At 58.1% G+C, this 18474-nt stretch carries 13 protein-coding genes and 1 pseudogene; 9 read left to right on the forward strand and 5 right to left on the reverse strand.

The window, feature by feature from the left end; translation table 11 throughout:
- Positions 1-14: 14 nt before the first annotated feature.
- The 5 genes from NKL04_RS16060 to rfbA all read right to left on the reverse strand — a co-directional run bounded on the left by NKL04_RS16060 (position 15) and on the right by rfbA (position 5823).
- A complete protein-coding gene (locus NKL04_RS16060; RefSeq protein ID WP_031209970.1) occupies positions 15-2003 on the reverse strand; it encodes a nucleoside-diphosphate sugar epimerase/dehydratase in 1989 nt (662 codons plus the stop codon).
- Positions 2004-2387: 384 nt separating this feature from the next.
- Positions 2388-3269, reverse strand: a complete 882-nt coding sequence (rfbD, locus tag NKL04_RS16065) for a dTDP-4-dehydrorhamnose reductase (RefSeq protein WP_023703162.1) — start codon at positions 3267-3269, stop codon at positions 2388-2390.
- Positions 3266-4360: a dTDP-glucose 4,6-dehydratase gene (gene rfbB / locus NKL04_RS16070; RefSeq protein WP_023703163.1), complete on the reverse strand. Its 1095-nt coding sequence runs from the start codon at positions 4358-4360 to the stop codon at positions 3266-3268. Before rfbB ends, rfbD begins: the two co-directional genes overlap by 4 nt.
- A gap of 25 nt (positions 4361-4385) precedes the next feature.
- Positions 4386-4940, reverse strand: coding sequence for a dTDP-4-dehydrorhamnose 3,5-epimerase (gene rfbC / locus NKL04_RS16075; protein WP_023703164.1), 555 nt, complete (start codon positions 4938-4940; stop codon positions 4386-4388).
- A 1-nt stretch (position 4941) separates the two neighbouring features.
- Positions 4942-5823, reverse strand: coding sequence for a glucose-1-phosphate thymidylyltransferase RfbA (gene rfbA, locus NKL04_RS16080; RefSeq protein ID WP_031209972.1), 882 nt, complete (start codon positions 5821-5823; stop codon positions 4942-4944).
- Positions 5824-6177: 354 nt separating this feature from the next.
- Between rfbA and NKL04_RS16085 the strand changes: the two genes are divergently transcribed.
- From NKL04_RS16085 to NKL04_RS16125, 9 genes and pseudogenes are all read left to right on the forward strand, one after another.
- Entirely contained in the window at positions 6178-7608 is a 1431-nt protein-coding gene (locus NKL04_RS16085; RefSeq protein WP_023703166.1) for a phosphomannomutase, read from the forward strand.
- Positions 7608-9023 (forward strand): mannose-1-phosphate guanylyltransferase/mannose-6-phosphate isomerase, encoded by a 1416-nt coding sequence (locus NKL04_RS16090; protein WP_031209973.1) that lies wholly within the window; start codon positions 7608-7610, stop codon positions 9021-9023. Before NKL04_RS16085 ends, NKL04_RS16090 begins: the two co-directional genes overlap by 1 nt.
- Before the next feature lie 92 nt (positions 9024-9115).
- Positions 9116-10102, forward strand: coding sequence for a GDP-mannose 4,6-dehydratase (gene gmd, locus NKL04_RS16095; RefSeq protein ID WP_023703169.1), 987 nt, complete (start codon positions 9116-9118; stop codon positions 10100-10102).
- 38 nt (positions 10103-10140) lie between these two features.
- Positions 10141-11085 carry a GDP-mannose 4,6-dehydratase gene (locus tag NKL04_RS16100; RefSeq protein ID WP_245271491.1) on the forward strand — a complete coding sequence of 315 codons (945 nt, stop codon included), beginning with the start codon at positions 10141-10143 and terminating at the stop codon, positions 11083-11085.
- A gap of 27 nt (positions 11086-11112) precedes the next feature.
- On the forward strand, positions 11113-11898 hold the full coding sequence (locus NKL04_RS16105; protein WP_023703171.1) for an ABC transporter permease: 786 nt from the start codon (positions 11113-11115) through the stop codon (positions 11896-11898).
- A gap of 2 nt (positions 11899-11900) precedes the next feature.
- Positions 11901-13136: an ABC transporter ATP-binding protein gene (locus tag NKL04_RS16110; protein WP_023703172.1), complete on the forward strand. Its 1236-nt coding sequence runs from the start codon at positions 11901-11903 to the stop codon at positions 13134-13136.
- 158 nt (positions 13137-13294) lie between these two features.
- A pseudogene (locus NKL04_RS32105) lies at positions 13295-13786 on the forward strand (FkbM family methyltransferase); the annotation flags it as partial.
- 206 nt (positions 13787-13992) lie between these two features.
- Complete coding sequence (locus NKL04_RS16120) at positions 13993-15444, forward strand: FkbM family methyltransferase (protein ID WP_023703174.1); 1452 nt, start codon at positions 13993-13995, stop codon at positions 15442-15444.
- 1 nt (position 15445) lies between these two features.
- Positions 15446-18406 (forward strand): glycosyltransferase, encoded by a 2961-nt coding sequence (locus NKL04_RS16125; RefSeq protein WP_023703175.1) that lies wholly within the window; start codon positions 15446-15448, stop codon positions 18404-18406.
- Positions 18407-18474 lie beyond the last annotated feature (68 nt).

The following is an 18474-nucleotide window of genomic DNA, read 5'->3' on the forward strand; positions in this document are numbered from 1 at the left end:
CTGGGATCAAACTCCTAGCTTGCTTGCCCGACTGTTTTCGCGACGGTTTCCCGGCGTGCGTCACTTGGAGGCTCTTCCGACTGATGAAGTCCGGCCATGACGGCCAGCGCCGAGGCTTTGTCCTGATCGCGCATGGCCGCCTGCAGCGATGTCAGCGCCGCCTGGACCTTGGACCATCCCACGACATCGGTTCTGAGGCCGAAGATCTTGGGGATATCCAGCGCGACGATCTCCTCATTGCCGCCATGCAGCACCTCGTGAAGCTTCTCGCCCGGCCTGATCCCGGTGAAACGGATCGGAATGTCGGTGTAGGGGCTTTTGCCGGCCATGCGGATCATGGTTTCAGCGACTTCGAGGATCGGCACCGGCTTGCCCATGTCGAGCATGTAGATGGCGTAGTCGTCCTTGCCCTGGCGCCGCTCGGCGTCGGCCGCCGACATGATGACGAGGTCGACGGCTTCGGCCACCGTCATGAAGTAGCGGGTCATGCGGCGATCGGTGATGGTGACCGGACCGCCGGCCTCGATCTGCGCCTGGAAGATGGTGGCGACCGAGCCATTGGAGCCGAAGACGTTGCCGAACCGCACGGCGATGAACTTGGTGCCGGAGCGACGACCGCTGGGCCCGGTGGCGTGCGTTTCGTGCAGCGAAGAGACGATCTGCTCGGCGGCGCGTTTCGTCATACCGAGCACCGAGGTCGGATCGACCGCCTTATCGCTGGAAATCAACAGGAACTGCGGCACCCCGCATTTGGCGGCAACCTCGGCGCAGACGAGGGTGCCCAAAATGTTGGTCTGGATCGCCGATTCCCAGTTTTCCTCGAGCAGCGGCACATGTTTGAGCGCGGCGGCGTGGAAGATGATGTCGGGCTTGAAATCGCTGACGACGCGGGTGATCTGGCGCCGGTCTGTGACATCGACGATGCGGCTCTTGAGCCGGACAAGGTCCTTTTCGTCAACCTGCTGGTCGAGCTGGAAAATACCGAACTCCGAGATATCGGCGACCAGAACCGCCTCGGCGCCAAGTTCCAGTGACCGCTTGACCAGGATGCGACCGATTGAGCCGGCGCCGCCGGTGACCAGGACGCGCTTGCCACCGATAAAGCCGCCGATCCGCTCCATATCGGAAGCAACTGTGGAGCGGCGCAGGATGGTTTCCATCTCGACAGCGTCGAGTACCAGCTTTCCGCCCTGGCCGAGCTCCGAAACGCCGGAGAACTGGACGACGGCGATACCGCTGTGACGGGCGACACGGACCAGTTCCGAATATTCCTCGATCTCGCGTTCGGTGCCATTGCCGAAAATCAGCATGTCGAGGCTTTTTGTGCCTCTTGCATATTCTTCGAGGACCTCGACCAGGCGGGGCCGCACGGCCACCACCGGAACGCCCTGGATCTGCGTGCCCAACGGCGCGCCGTTCTCGATGGCCATGATTCCGGCGATGGAATATTCGGCCGGCTCGGCCGTGCGTGTGAAGCGGATGATGACGTCTGCTTCGCCAAGCCTGCCGACGAACAGCGCTTGTTTGATCGCCGCATTGTTTGCGTTGCGGCTCAGGATTCGCCAGCTCGCCCCGTCGCGCAGGAACCGGTAATAGAGCCGAGGCGCCGATATGATGGTGAAGGAGACGAGGAAAAAGACGATGAACTGGCGCTCGTTGAGGCCGGTCACCGGCTGAAACGATCGAACCGCTAGCGAGACGACATAGAGCGTGACGGTCAGGATGGCGCAGCTCTTCAGGATGTTGAAGAAGTCCGGCGTGGAGGCGAAACGCCACACGGTGTTGTAGAGGCCGCAATAGCGAAACAGCATATGGCTGAGAAAAACAATACTTGCCCAGCACGCCAGGCCGGCCGTGGAGAGCGCGTCGAATGAAAGTCTCGACTGCGAAAGCCCCAGACTCAGCGCCACCGCGACCAGGACCATGACCAGATCCTGGATCATTATAATGGCGCGCCGCATCTTCGGCCGAAGTCCGGACACGACCTCTACATAGGATGTCATTGGGTAGTACTGAACTCCAGGCGCAAGGACATGGACACTAACGTGGTGCAAGAGCGACGGAAACCCGTCACCGATCACCTGTTTAGAGTGCCAATCCCCAGCCCCGCCGCTTTGTATCGCATAGCGTGGAGTTGTAGTGATCGCCAGATATTTTTTTCATGGACTGTTAGTTAAGGCATTCAGCGGTCAATCGGCTAATATTTTCGCGAGATTCTCGCAAAAAAGTCGAGCGAGTCCGGAACTAGCCAAGCCATGATGGAACGTGCTCGATCGTGCTGATGGAGCGGCGAGATCAGGAATTCGGAATTCGTCGAAGTGAAAGGAAACATAGCTGTCTTTAGGTCCCGGTCGAGCGCTTTGTTCCCACAAAGGGCAACTGCATCGTCAAACAGGCCGAAGGAGACACAAGACCACCTCTTGCGCCGATTTCAGCCAATCCGGCGCATTCCATCCAAAAGTCGTTGCGAATTTCGCGCTCGCCAGCCGCGAATTGGCCGGGCGCCGTGCTTTGGTCGGACAATCGCTGGTCGCGATGTCGCGCACCCGCGCTGTGGGCCTGCCATACCGTGCGCTTGTGTCGAGTATATGCCGGGCAAAGCCGCTCCAGTTGGTCTCGCCGGTACCGGCGAGATGATAGATGCCGTAGCCGTCAACGTCACCGCGCAGCATTGACGCCGCATGCAGGATCGCGTCGGCAATATCAAGTGCGGATGTCGGATTTCCCCATTGGTCGGCGACCACGGCGATCTCGTCGCGGTCGCCGGCCAGCCGCAGCATGGTTTTCACGAAATTCTTGCCGAACGGGCTGTAGACCCAGGCGGTGCGCAGGATCAGATGGCGCGGATTGACGGCGGCCACGGCCAGCTCGCCGGCAAGCTTGGAGGCACCGTAGACGCCGAGCGGTGCGGTGGCGTCGGTCTCGACATAGGCGCCGTCCTTGGTGCCATCGAAGACATAGTCGGTCGACAGATGGATTACGGGCACGCCGAGCTTCGCGGCCGCCTCGGCGACCTTGCCGGCGCCGACGGCGTTCACAGCGAAGGCAAGATCGGGCTCGTCCTCGGCCTGGTCGACCGCGGTGTAGGCGGCAGCCAACACCACGATATCCGGCCGCGCTGCCGCGAGTGCGTCGAACACCGTATCGGGCCGCGCCAGATCGAGCACTGGGCGACCGAGGGTGACGACCTCGATGCCATCGCGCCTCTGCCCGGCCTCCAGCAGGCTGGCAGCGACCTGACCGTCGCGTCCAGTGACAACCAGCCTCACGCCGCGCCCTTCCTGCCTTCAACCTGGCCGCGCGACCGGACTTGCCCCAGCCGCTCGCCGGCGTAGCGCTGCTCGCGGATCGGTCCCCACCACCATTTGTTGTCGAGGAACCAGTCGACGGTCCTTGCAAGGCCGCTGTCGAAACTCTCCGCCGGCGCCCAACCGAGATCCCGGCCGATCTTGAAGGCATCGATTGCATAGCGGCGGTCGTGGCCGGGCCGATCGGTCACGAAGCTGATCAAATCGCGGTAGCTCCTGCCGCCGCTGCGCGGACGCCTGATGTCGAGCAGGCCGCAGATCGTCTCGACGACGCCAAGGTTGGTACGCTCGGAATTGCCGCCGACATTATAACTTTCGCCGGGCTGGCCCTTTGTGGCGACCAGTTCCAGAGCACGGGCGTGATCCTCGACGAACAGCCAGTCGCGCACATTGGCGCCAGCGCCGTAGACCGGCAGCGGCTTTTCGTCGAGCGCGTTGAGGATGACCAGCGGGATCAGCTTTTCGGGGAAGTGATAAGGCCCGTAATTGTTCGAACAGTTGGAGAGCACGACCGGCAGGCCGTACGTCTCGTGCCAGGCCCGCACCAGATGGTCGGATGCGGCCTTGGAGGCGGAATAGGGCGAGGATGGCGCGTAAGGCGTCTCCTCCACGAACATGCCGCCATCGAAGGGCAGATCGCCGAACACCTCGTCGGTCGAGACATGGTGGAAGCGGAAGCGCGCCTTCCTGTCCTCGTCAAGGCCGCGCCAATATTCGAGCGCCGAATTCAGCACCCGGTAGGTGCCGACGATGTTGGTCTCGATGAAGGCGCCGGGTCCGTCGATCGAGCGGTCGACATGGCTTTCGGCGGCGAGGTTCATGACGACGTCGATCTCGTCGCGGTGGAGGATGTCGAGAACCGCCCGCTCGTCACAGATGTCGGCCTGCGCAAATTTGTAGTTGTGTGCATTCTCGATGGTGCGCAGCGAGGCCAGATTGCCGGCATAGGTGAGCTTGTCGAGATTGGTCACATGGTAGGCCGGATTGGCGCACAAATGCCGGCACACGGCCGAGCCGATGAAGCCGGCACCGCCTGTCACCAGAAAATTCATGGCGCTCTCCTCACATCGTCGCGCGTCATGCGAACACCTCGGCCTCAGCAAGCGCCGACGCCTTGAGGTCCTTGGCCGAGAGCTCGAAGGCGCCGGCCGGCGACGGCCAATCGATGCCGATATCAGAATCGTCGAAACGGATCGAGCGATCATGCGCCGGCGAATAGGTGTCGGTGACCTTATACAGAACCTCGGTGTCCGGCACGAGCGTGACGAAACCGTGCGCGAAACCCTTCGGCACCAGGATCTGGTTGCCTCTCTCGGCCGATATTTCGAGCGCGACCCATTTTCCGAAGGTTTTCGAGCTGCGGCGGATGTCGACCGCCACGTCGAGAATCTTGCCTCGGATCACACGCAGCAACTTGTCCTGCGCGCGTGGAGGCAGTTGATAGTGAAGCCCCCGCACGACACCTGCGGCAGCCGAATAGGAATGATTGTCCTGGACGAAACGCAGATCGATGCCGGCCTCGGCAAAGGCCTCGGCATTCCAGGTTTCGATGAAATAACCGCGCGCATCGCCGTGCCGCTTCGGCACGATTTCCAGCACGCCGTCCAAACCGAGCTGCCTGACTTCCAGCACTCTATGTCTCCGTCAGCTCGGCGACACGCCGGCGCAGATAGGCGGCGTATTCGTTCTTGCCCAGGCGCGTGGCGCGCTCAAGCACCTTGTCGGCGGTCAGCCAGCCCTGCTCGAAAGCGATTTCTTCAGGACAGGCGATCTTGATCCCCTGGCGGTGCTCGATCGTGCGCACGAAGGAAGAGGCTTCATGCAGGCTGTCATGCGTGCCGGTGTCGAGCCAGGCATAGCCGCGGCCGAGCTGATGCACGTGCAATTTCCCGCGCTCGAGATAGACGTTGTTGACCGCCGTGATCTCGAGTTCGCCACGCGCCGAGGGCTTGATCGTCGACGCGATGTCGACGACCTCATTGTCGTAGAAATAGAGGCCGGTGACCGCCCAGTTGGACTTCGGCTCCCGCGGCTTCTCCTCGATCGTCAAAGCCGTGCCGCTGAGCTTGTCGAACGACACCACGCCGTAGCGCTGCGGGTCCTCGACATGGTAGGCGAACACCGACGCGCCGCTTTGGCGCTGCGCAGCAGTGCGGCAGAGCTGCGACAGGCCCTCGCCGAAATAGATGTTGTCGCCGAGAATCATCGACACATTATCCTTGCCGATGAAGTCGCGGCCGATGATGAAGGCCTCGGCAAGCCCGTTGGGCTGCGCCTGCTCGGCATAGGAGAATTCGACCCCGAATTCCGAACCGTCGCCCAGCAACTCCCGAAACACCGGCAAGTCGCGAGGTGTCGAAATGATCAAAATCTGGCGGATACCGGCGAGCATCAAGACGCTCAGCGGATAAAAAATCATCGGCTTGTCGTATATTGGCAGGACTTGCTTAGAAATCGCTAGTGTAAGCGGATACAGGCGCGCGCCGCTACCTCCTGCAAGGATGATTCCTTTCAACAAGCTCTCCTCGAATTGCCCAGGCCCCCAGCTTGACGCCCGTTGCTCGTGGCTAGGTTTCATGCAATGGCTTGTCAATCTCGGTCCTGAATTGGTGATCACCTGACAGCTGGGACAGAATTAGCTCGAATTTCTTACGAAGAACTCGCTGTGGCAACCCCGCTGAGAACGCCCAGCGCCACGACGTCAAGCGGTCTTTTTCATTTCCCGGGGGCAGGCGGTTCCATTTCGCCGCCCCACCGGGAATGTGCTTGTGGTCTGGGGAACAGAAAAGGGTCACGAGCGAATTTGCGGTTGACAGCATAGCCTACTGCAATATTACGAGCCTGACTTTCAACCAGCAAAAGTAGAATAATGAAATTTGGGTCAAGCGGTATTCGAGGTCTGGCTTCGGAATTGGCTGGAAGACCCAGCGGACTTTATACCGAGGCCTTCGCTTGGCGCTTGGTTTCCAGCGGAGTCCAGTCGAATAGCCTCGTCTTCGTCGGCCGCGATTTACGCGACAGCAGTCCGGCCATTGCCGACAACTGCATGGCGGCATTGGCCGGAAGTGGGTTTCAGCCGATTGATTGCGGTGCCATCCCGACGCCTGCTCTTGCCCTCTATGCTCAAAAACACGATGCACCGGCTCTCATGGTAACCGGTTCTCATATCCCCGCTGATCGCAATGGCATCAAGTTCTATGGCCCGCACGGTGAAATCGACAAGGCGGACGAAGCCGCGATGACGCGCTACGTGACCGAAAAGTCAGATGCATACTGCTTGCCACCTCGTCCTGAAACGGTTTGGCCAACACGTCATGACGAGGCTATCGCGACCTATCGAGAGCGCGCCAATGATGTACTCGAGCCGGGCTCCCTTTCCGGGATGAGACTCGGGGTCTATCAACACAGCTCAGTCGCGGCGGAACTGTTGGTACAGGTTCTTGAATCGTTCGGCGCTAGTGTGGTTCCCGTCGGGAAAACTGAAAATTTCGTCCCCATTGATACGGAGGCCGTTGACATAGCTACAATGGCAAAATTCAAGGGTTGGGTTCGAGAATTCAATCTCGACGCCATAGTGTCGACCGATGCGGACGCCGATCGGCCACTTGCCGTAGACGAGAACGGCGATCTGTTTCGCGGCGACCTGATTGGCCTCGCTACGGCCTTGTTCTTGAAGGCAGACACAGTCGTGACGCCCGTGACCTCCAACTCAGGCATTTCGAAAACCTTCGGTTTTGAGGTCCTGAGGACAAAGGTTGGGTCTCCATTTGTCATCGAAGCCATGGAAGCGACAAACGGTGCCGGCGGCATCATTGTTGGCTTTGAGGCCAATGGCGGTGTTCTTTTGAGGTCGGATTGCAAGCTGACCGGGAAGACATTGACCGCACTGCCAACACGGGACTCGCTGCTTCCGATCTTGGCTGTCCTCGGAACGATGGCATCGACAAGAAAAAAGCTGTCGCACTTGTGCGGGCTTTGGAGCCTTCCGGTGTGCGCAAGCGAGCGCCTTCAGAACTTTCCCCTGGAAAGTTCGCGCCGATTGATGGATCACCTCGCAACCTGGGGTGCGCTACAGCAATTTCTGTCCCCATTCGGGACTGTGGCCGAGGTCGACGAAACCGACGGACTTAGAGCGCGAACGCTCATAGGCGAAATCATACATCTGCGTCCGTCCGGCAATGCCCCGGAGTTGCGCTGCTACGCGGAGGCGGCGAATTACGACAGGGCGACAGCCATCGTGGAGCTGACGCTGAAGAGGGCGCAGGCATTCGCGTCCACAGACGAAATAGAGGTTATTTGATGAAAGTGGTTCCGGTCATCATCAGCGGTGGCGCTGGTTCGCGGCTATGGCCGGCCTCGAGGCAATCACACCCTAAGCCTTTCCTGAGGGTGGCGGATGGACATTCACTCATCCAGCATACCGCGCTGCGCGCAGCTTCAGTACAGGACGTCGTGGAGCTCGTTACCGTGACGTCCAGGGATCATTTTTTTCTTACGAAAGACGACTTCGACGAACTGGATACTATCGCTCTGCCGCGTACTTTTCTGCTTGAGCCAGAGGGCCGGGATACGGCCGCCGCGGTGGCTGCGGCAACCATCCATGCCAAGGCAACACAGGGTCTCGATGCGATTCTGTGCATATTTCCGGCGGATCATATGATTGGCGATCAGCCGGCATTTCTGAGCGCCATGAGCCGAGCCATCGAACATGCGCAGCAGGGACGTATCGCAACCCTGGGTATAGGCCCGGACAGGCCGGACACCGCATTCGGCTACATCGAGGCCGACGGCGAAAAGGTCGTCCGTTTTGTTGAGAAACCGGACATCGAGGCGGCCAAATCCTATGTGGCGTCCAAGCGTTTCTTCTGGAACGCCGGCATCTTCTGCTTCAAAGCGCAGGTCATGCTCGACGAGATGGCTTCGCATTGCCCCGCAGTGATCGACGCCGTTCTCGATAGCTACGAAAACGGTAGCTTCAGCCGCGGCGAAGGCTTTACCAATATCGAACTCTCATTCGAGCATTTCGCCTTGGCCCCGCGTATCTCCCTCGACCGTGCGGTGATGGAAAAAACGCTTAATCTTGCTGTCATCCCCTGCGAAATGGGATGGAATGACATTGGATCATGGAACGCAATGGCCGAACTGGTCGCCCCTGACGGCAGCGGTAACAGGATTCGGGGCGATGTTCACATGGTGGACACCGTGGGCAGCTACATAAGCTCGGATAAGCGAGTGATTGGCACGGTCGGCATCAGCGGCCTGGTGATCGTCGATTCCCCGGACGCATTGCTTGTCGCATCCCGTGACCGCGTCCAGGACGTCAAGAAGCTCTTCGAGGTGCTCAAGGCTTCGGGACATGAGGCGCATTTGCTTCACAACACGGTGCACCGACCCTGGGGCACCTACACGATTCTGGAGGAGGGTGAGCGTTTCAAGATCAAGCGTATCGAGGTGAAGCCGGGCGGGCGCCTGAGTCTGCAGATGCACTACCACCGCTCCGAGCATTGGGTCGTGGTCAGCGGCACTGCGAAAATAGTCAACGGTGACCAAGAATTGTTGCTGACGACCAATCAATCCACCTATATCCCTTGCGGCCACAAACATCGCCTCGAGAATCCTGGCACCATCGGCTTGGTGATGATCGAGGTCCAGAGCGGCGAGTATCTCGGCGAGGACGATATCGTGCGCTTCGACGACGCATATGGTCGTACCTGACAATCCATTTCATTTGGCCCTTCATTTGGCTCGCAGGCGGGGCGGGCAATCATCGGAAACGGGCTGGGGAAAAAGACACATCGAGAGCATTGATGACCAAAACAGCTTTGATAACCGGCATTACCGGGCAGGACGGCGCCTATCTGGCGGAACTCCTGCTCGAAAAAGGCTACGAGGTCCACGGACTGGCGCGGCGATCGAGCACGGCCGACGTCAACACGACGCGCCTGAAATGGCTTGGCATCGAGAAGGACGTCCGGATCGTCGACGGTAACCTGACGGATCTGTCCGGCCTGGCGCGGACCATGCGCGACATCAGGCCGGACGAAGTCTACAATCTTGCCGCCCAATCCTTCGTCAAATCCTCGTGGCAGCAGCCGATCCTGACCGGCAACGTCACCGGAATAGGTGTGACCAATGTGCTGGAGGCGCTTCGCCTCGAGATGCCCGGGGCGCGTTTCTATCAGGCTTCGTCGTCGGAGATGTATGGTCTCATCCAGGAACCCATGCAGTCGGAAACCACCCCCTTCCACCCGCGTTCCCCTTATGCCGTAGCGAAGCTCTATGGCCACTGGATAACGATCAATTACCGCGAGAGTTTTGGCCTGCATGCCTCAAGCGGCATCCTGTTCAATCACGAATCACCGCTTCGCGGCATTGAGTTCGTAACCCGCAAGGTTACGGATGCGGTTGCGCGAATCAAGAAGGGCCTGTCCAGCGAGTTGCGGCTCGGCAATATCGATGCCAAGCGCGACTGGGGTCACTCGAAGGACTATGTCCGCGCCATGTGGCTGATGGTGCAGCAGGACCAGCCGGACGATTATGTCGTCGCCACCGGCAGGACGACGACCGTGCGCGACATGTGCCGCATTGCCTTCGAGCATGTGCGGCTCAAGGTCGATGACCATCTGGTCATCGACCCGGACTTGTTCAGGCCCGCCGAGGTCGAAACTCTGCTTGGAAATCCGGCAAAGGCAAAGCAGAAGCTAGGCTGGGAAGCGACGATCACGCTGGAAGAAATGATCCGTGAAATGGTAGACGCCGATCTCGAACGCCACACCAACCCGTCGAGACGCTGAGTTGAGCAGAGAGCTTTTTTGCCATTATGGTCGATAGGTTGATTCATCGCATCCTGATAACCGGGGCAAGTGGATTTGTCGGCCGAGCACTGGTAGGGTTGCTGCAGCGGGAAGTTGCCGGCTGCAAGGTGTTCGCGCTTGGTCAAGGCGAAGGACAGCGAAACGCGGTCGACTTGTTGGACCGGGGTGCCGTCGACGGTGTTGTTTGCGAGATACAGCCCACCGTGCTTTTCCATTTGGCGGCGGTGGCAGCGCCTTCCGATGCACGCAATGCGCCGCGACATGCCTGGGACGTCAATGTAACGGGAACGATGAACCTCGCCGAATCTGTCATGCGCCACGCGCCGAAGGCACGGTTCGTTTATGTCGGCAGTTCGGAAGCCTATGGCGCTTCGTTCCTGAGCGCGAACGGTCCGGTGACGGAAAGCGCGCCACTCCGGCCGATGACCGTCTATGGCGCCACCAAAGCTGCGGCAGACCTGATGATCGGGCAGATGGCTTATGACGGTCTGCGCGCCATTCGCTTTCGCCCCTTCAACCACACCGGCCCTGGCCAGTCCGACAGCTACGTGGTCTCCGATTTCGCACGCCAGGTCGCCGAGATCGCATCGGACAAAAGAGAACCAGTCATTCACGTGGGAAATCTGGAAGCGGAGCGCGATTTCCTCGATGTTCGCGATGTCGTTCGTGCCTATGTGAACTCCGCGATACTGGATCTGGATGCCGGACCGGGCCATGTTTACAATATCGCGTCCGGACACCCCCGCAAAATCCGGGATATCCTTGACGCGCTTGTCGCGCAGTCAGGCATCGACATCGAAGTGCGTGCCGCCCCAGAAAAACTCCGCCCGAACGACATTCCCGTAGCGTCAGGTGACGCGTCAAAGGCACGCGCCGAGTTGAATTGGCAGCCTCTGGTGCCATTCGAGCAGACAATGGCCGACGTTTTCGGATATTGGCACCAGCTATGTAACGCCCGCTGACACTGCAGCGCGCAAGAGGTTGATCAAATGTTCCGAAGCCTGTGGCAATATCGCCATTTCATCGTCTCCTCCATCAGAGGTGATCTGAAGGGCCGTTTCGTACGATCCCGTCTGGGCGGCCTTTGGTTCATCCTTCACCCACTCGCGCAGGCCGCGATCTTCTCGATCGTGCTTTCAGAACTCTTCAAGGCACGGCTTCCAGACACGGACAGCCCCGCGGCCTATCCGATCTATCTTCTGTCCGGCTTGGCCGCATGGACGCTGTTTAGCGAGATACTCACGCGCAGCATGACCGTCTTTATCGAGCAAGCACCGGTGATGAAGAAGATTGCCTTTCCGCGGCTATGCCTGCCCATAATTGTCGGTGGCACGGCGCTGATCAATCACCTGCTGCTATTGCTCGCTCTTTTCATTATCTTCATCTTCCTCGGACACCTGCCAGGCCGCGCGTTGGTCCTGTTACCGCTTGGAATCGTCCTGATTGCGGCCATCGGTTTTGGCCTTGGCGTCATCCTGGGCGTGATGAACGTATTCATCCGGGACATCGCGCAGGTCATGACAATCGTGCTGAACCTCTGGTACTGGCTGACACCGGTTGTCTATCCAGCAAATGTCCTCTCGGAAAAGTACAAACTTGTGCTCAGTCTAAACCCGATCACACCGTTGGTGGCGATCTATCAGGATGCACTACTATTCAACCGTTGGCCAAACCCGGAAAGCCTGATCATGCCGGCGATTCTAGGAATCATTAGCATGAGCTTTGCCATCGTGTTCTTTCGCCGAGCAAGCCCTGAACTCATCGACGTGTTGTAACCATGACCGTGCTAGCCGTAAGTCATTTGTCAAAACGCTATGCAAACTATGAAAGCAACCTCAAAAGGTTTGCCGGCTGGTTTGGTGCGCCTATCACACCCACCGAGGAATTCTGGCCGGTCAAGGACATTTCATTTTCCATCTCGGCCGGAGAGGCGCTAGGGCTGATCGGCCAGAATGGCGCCGGCAAGAGTACGCTCTTGAAGCTGATTACTGGCACGGTGCGGCCGACCGAAGGCACGACGCATGTGGGCGGCCGCATAAGCGCTATCCTGGAACTGGGGCTCGGCTTCAATCCAGAGTTCACCGGCCGGCAAAACGCCTTTCACGCCGGCGGGCTGATGGGCCTTTCACAAGCACGGCTGGCTGAACTCATGCCGCACATCGAGGATTTTGCCGAGATCGGAGAGTTCTTCGATCAGCCATTGCGAACTTATTCGAGCGGCATGCAGGCGCGCCTGGCCTTCGCTCTTGCCACCGCCGAACGGCCGGAGGTGCTGATCGTCGACGAAGTGCTTTCGGTTGGAGACAGTTATTTCCAGCACAAGAGCTTCGACCGGATACGCGGTTTCAGGGCCGCTGGCACGTCGATTATTCTTGTTACCCACAGCTTGGGCGACGTCAGAGCGCTCTGCGACAGGGTGATCCTGTTGGACAAGGGGCAAGTACTGAAGGACGGGCAGCCTGACGAGGTCGTCGACTACTACAACGCCTTAATCGCAACAAAGGAGAACAAGACGCTGACTGTCGAGCAGCGGCGAGAAAAGGGCGGGTGGACGTTCACTAGGTCAGGGACGTTTCAGGTAAAAGCATCGTCGCTGGACCTTCTCGATGCGGAGAGCCGCGAGCCGGTGAAGATCGCCAGCGTAGGCCAGCTTCTAGTGTTGAGACTGGTAGCAAAAGCAGAGGCGGATGTTTCTCGACTAGTGCTCGGTCTTATGCTGCGTGACCGCACCGGTCACGTCGTCTGGGGTACCAACACCTGGCACACGAAACAGGCAGTCGAGAATGTCAAGGCAGGCGATGAGATTGAATTTCAGCTGCCCTTCACCTGTACTCTTGGCCAAGGTTCTTATTCCTTCTCGCCATCGCTCACCAGTTCAGACACCCATTTGGAGAACAACTACGAATGGCAGGACAATGCACTGGTGTTCGATGTGATCAATACGAGCCAATCGTTCTTCATCGGAACGTCAGCGCTTGACGCGCAATTCGTCATCCGAGGGGCGGCCACGTGAACGGACTTGAACGAGCAATCATGACAAGCAGTTGTATGGACTGCGCCGGTATCACGAAAGTTCAGGAGGCAGGGCGCATTCTGGATATGCCAAACGGCCCAGTTCAGATCATGCACAACGGCTTGCGAGTAAAGGCGGGTGGATATCATGGTGACTGGATGGCGCAGGTTATCCGTTCACTTCGGGGGCATCATGAACCGCAGGAAGAGCTCGTCTTCCATCATATTTTACGCTACGTGCGCCACAATTCACTGATCGTCGAGCTTGGCTCCTTTTGGTGCTACTATACTCTTTGGTATCTGCAAGAAATTGCCAATTCGACTGCGATCTGCCTCGAACCTGATCCGAACAATCTTCAATTGGGTCATGACAATGCGGGCCTAAATCGCTTGGAGAGTCGCATCGATTTTCATCTGGGCTGTGTCGGCGGCGAGAGCCTCGAAAGTCTTGAGCTGCGTTGTGAATCGGATGGGCAGATTCGCGCGGTGCCATGCTTCGATATGGAAGCGGTGTCCAAATTGGCGAATGGGCGAATCATCGAAATGCTGCATATGGACGTACAAGGGGCCGAACTGCCTTTCATTCGCTCTATGTCGGCAGCAGTAGGACGCGAGCAGTTGCGATTTGTGATTGTATCGACTCACCATAGCAGCATTTCCGGTTCGCAAACCACTCATGCCGATTGCAGGCAAGCATTGCTGGATTTGGGAGCCATCATCCTGGCCGAGCATGACGTGCAGCAGTCATACAGCGGTGACGGACTGATTGCTGCGAGCTTCTTTTCAGAGGATCGCCGCATCGAGCTTCCGCATGTGTCGCTGAACAATGCCCATCTTTCGCTGTTTCCTGAGCTCTGATGATATTCACCTCATACGCGCAGAATTTCGAAGACGTGATCTTGTGGCGCGCCCTCAAGTCCATTGAGCGCGGATTTTACATCGATATTGGCGCTCAGGATCCAGTGGTGGATTCCGTCAGTCTCTCGTTTTACGAGCAAGGTTGGCGCGGGATACACATAGAACCTACGGCCGCATACGCCGCCAAGATACGCGATGCGCGACCGGACGAGGAGGTGATCGAGGCAGCAATCGGTACGGACACAGGTTTCCTGACTCTCCATGAATTTCCGGGCACGGGCCTTAGCACCGGGGATCCTGTCGTTGCCAAGCGGCATATCGAAGCTGGATACGAAATGAAGGAGCAATTGGTTCCGCTCCTCAGCCTCCAGAACCTGTTGAACCGTCAGATCGGGAGGGAGGTTCACTGGCTCAAGATCGACGTCGAAGGCATGGAATCTGCCGTCGTTAAAAGCTGGGGGGCTTCCGCTGTGCGCCCCTGGATTGTGGTGATAGAAAGTACCTTGCCGATGTCGACGGCAAAGAGCCATGACGAATGGCACCCCCATCTCAAGCGGCTCGGATATGAATTCGTCTATTTCGACGGCCTGAACCGCTTTTATGTCAGTAAAGAGCATCCAGAACTGAAGGCCTCATTCGGGCCAGGCCCGAATATCTTCGACGAATTCGTTTTTCCTGCCTTTAGCCAATCCGGCCTACTTGTGCCGTTGAGGCAGCGCATGGAAGCCATGGAGGAGGAAAAGGCGGAGGTCGAAAATGGTTTGGATGCGGCGAATGCGGAAATCTGTTCGCTGAATGCGAGGCTTGCCGCTCTCCAGGTTGACTTACAGAACCTTGATATGGAGCGAAGGGCTGCTGAGGGGGCTGCCCGAGCGGGCTTACAGAAGCTCGATTTGGAGCGAAGGGCTGCTGAGGAGGCTTTTCGAGCGGACTTACAGAAGCTTGATGTGGAACGGAGGGCGGCCGGCGAGGCCATCCGCGCCGCATTAGCAAAGGCTCTCGAGTTCGACAGGCGCGCGCAGGAGATATACCAGAGTCGATCCTGGCGCCTAATGCGGCCCTATCGCGCTATAGGACACGCGGTAAAGAAAGGCGGGGCAGTCGGCTTGGCATCGCTGCCGAGACGAATTGCAGCCGGCGTCTTGTCCCGTTTCATTCGCCTTGTGCTCGCCCGGCCCTCTCTAAAATGGCGTATTATAGCTTTTCTGCGAAGGTATCCTGAAACCTTGCGCCATCTACAGGCATTTGCGCGATCCCGCGGTTTCATCGCTAGTCCTGCGGCGGTGCAGGATCCCGGCCCCATGGCGATGGCGGTTCCAGCATCTTACTCTCCCTCCGGCATTGCCGGTGTGTTTCTAAACGTCGCTCCCGAAGGGGTGAGCAAGCGAATTAGTTCGCGATCCAAACGGATACTAGAAATGCTCGAAACCCATCGGAAGGAGCGTCACTAGCATGCGCATCGTTATCGATATGCAGGGGGTGCAGGGGTCGAGTGCGAAGCGCGGCATAGGAAGATATACGCTAGCATTCGCGCAAGCTGTGCTCAAGAGTGACCGGGATCACGAAATCCTGATTGCGCTGAACGGTGCAGACACTGATCTCGTCTTGGATATCCGTTCGGCGTTCACTGGGATGTTGCCACAGGACAACATCAAGGTCTGGCATACCCCGAAGAAAGTCTCCGATCTATTTGACGGAGATCCGTGGCTGCGAAGATCGGCGGAAGTATTGCGCGAAGCGTTTCTGGCGAACCTACGGCCGGACGTCCTGCTCGTATCCAGCCTATTCGAGGGGCTCGACAGCAGCACCGTCACCAGCATCGGGCAGGTTACGACCCGCATTCCTACTGCCGTTATCCTTTTCGATCTGATTCCTTATCTCCATCGCTTTCCGTATCTGCAGAACCCCAGCATCGAGACCTGGTACGAAAGAAAGCTCGATCATCTCCGGCGAGCCGACGCATGGCTTGCGATTTCGGAGGCAACGCAACGCGATGCCATTAGATGGCTCTCTTTGCCGCCTGAGCGGGTCGTCAATATATCGAGTGCTGTGGATGATAACTTCAGGACCGTGGATCTCTCGGAGACTGATAGAGATCGTATCAATAAAAGGCACGGCCTGTTTCGACCCTTCGTGATGTATACGGGTGGAATTGACTACAGGAAGAATATCGAAGGGCTGATTCGAGCCTTTGCGAAACTCCCAACGGATATACGCAAGGCCCATCAACTGGCCATTGTCTGCAGTATTCAGGAGGATAGCAGGGCAACGCTATCTCATCTTGCCTCCAGTCTCGGGCTGGATAGCGATGAACTTGTGTTGACAGGCTACGTCCCAGAAGACGATCTCGTCCAGCTATACAACATGTGCTCCTTGTTTGTTTTTTCATCCACCTATGAAGGTTTCGGATTGCCCATATTGGAGGCGATGCGCTGCGGCGCGGCCGTGATTGGCGCCAACTCATCGAGCATCCCGGAGGTCATAGGCTGGAATGAGGCGATGTTCGACCCAACCTCCGACGACGCCATCTCGGCCAAAATGTCGGAGGCGCTTTCCGACACCAACTTTCGCTCGAAGCTCATTGAAAATGGCGCGCAACGCGCCAAGCTCTTCTCATGGGAGGTCACTGCGTCTCGCGCCTTGGATGCGATTGAGGAGCTGCATCGCTCGACTGCCAAGAGAGCGCCGGATCCCGGCCAAAAATCCAGACCTAAACTTGCCTACTTCTCTCCGCTTCCGCCGGAAAGGAGCGGCATTGCAGGCTTCAGCGTCGAGCTTCTTCCGGAACTGGCGCGACACTACGACATCGATGTGATCGTTGCGCAGAAAGGCGTGTCAGATATCTGGGTGCGGGCGAACGTTCCCGTCCGCAGCATCCAATGGTTCGAAAAAAACGCCTCCTCCTATAATCGGATTCTGTACCATTTCGGCAACTCGATGTTTCATGAGCATATGATCGGCTTGCTCGGAAGATTTCCTGGCGTCGTCGTGCTCCACGATTTTTTCCTGAGCGGCCTCCATTCGTACCGACAGGTCCATGAAGGGATGGCGAACGCGTGGGACCGGGAACTCTTCCATTCGCACGGATATCCCGCGATCTGGGAACGCCTGCGAACGAGTGTCGATACGATCCAGAAGTATCCTTGTAGTCAGAGGACCATCGAGGATGCCTCCGGGCTGATCATCCATTCAAACTATTCCGCGAAACTGGTCCGGGAGTATTACGGAGCTTCGTCCCAGATCAATATGCGGACCGTCCCGCTCGCCCGCGCCGCTGTGAAACTCCTGTCGAAACAGGCAGCTCGAAAAGAACTTGGCATCGACGAGGATGCATTCGTTGTCTGCAGCTTCGGCATACTAGCACCGACAAAGCTCAACCATCGCCTGATGGACGCCTTGTCGGCGTCCGCCCTGTCTAGGGACAAACAATGCAAGCTTGTGTTTGTCGGTAGCAATGGGTGGCCGGAATATGCCGCGCTCCTCGAAAAGAAAAAGAGCTGGTTCACTGGAATTACGGGGTGGGTAAGCGACGAGACATACAGGGTGTACCTCGCCGCCGCCGATGTCGCCGTCCAATTAAGGACAGATTCGCGCGGTGAAACTTCCGCCGCAGTTCTTGATTGCCTGAACGCGGGGTTGCCTACGATCATCAACGCGAATGGATCGATGGCTGAGATCGATCCAGAAGCGGTGATCCAGCTTGATGATGCTTTTACCGACGAGGCCCTCACCGATGCCCTAGACCGGCTACATGGGGATGCCGGCCTGCGAAGGACACTCGCAACACGAGCGCAGAATTATGCGGCCACGCGCCATTCGCCACGGCTCTGCGCGGACATGTATGCGGACTTCATCGAATCCGTCTATGGTGGGGTAACAGTGCAAGATGTGCTCGGCGCCGTGGCGGCGCTGCCGGAAGTGCCTCGCGCTGGCGAAGACCTCGTGACGTTTGCCGAATGCGTCGACAGGACTATTCCCCGTACAGCAAGGGTGCCTAATCTGCTGATCGATATCTCCGGGCTTGTTACCGGGAAGGATCATGCAAGGAAGCAAGAGTTGATAACGACCATCAACGAACTTCTTCTTGATCCGAGCCGAGATCGCCGCGCGGAAACGATCTCTTTCGATGCCGAAATCGGCCGATTTCGTTATGCACGCGATTTCACGTTCTCCATGCTGGGGTGCCCAATCGCACTCGGGGAAGATAGCGTCGTGGACGTTCGCAACGGGGACGTTTTCGTGAACGCGGACCCGTCGATATCCGGCGGCGATGCGCGCAGGGATGCGATCGTTCTGGAATGGAAAGCGCAAGGAGTAAGTGTAGGACATACAATTGCTGAATGGAGGAAACGGGCAGTTGCTAATCCCGCGGCGCCCCCCTTTGGGGCCGGCCTCATGGTGATACGAGCGTGACAGCCCGGAATATAGAACGTGGGGCCGAACTCAGCAAATTTCCTGCGATCGTGGTCGTAATCCACGGT

The organism is Mesorhizobium sp. C264A (assembly GCF_040324515.1).
GTDB lineage: Bacteria > Pseudomonadota > Alphaproteobacteria > Rhizobiales > Rhizobiaceae > Mesorhizobium.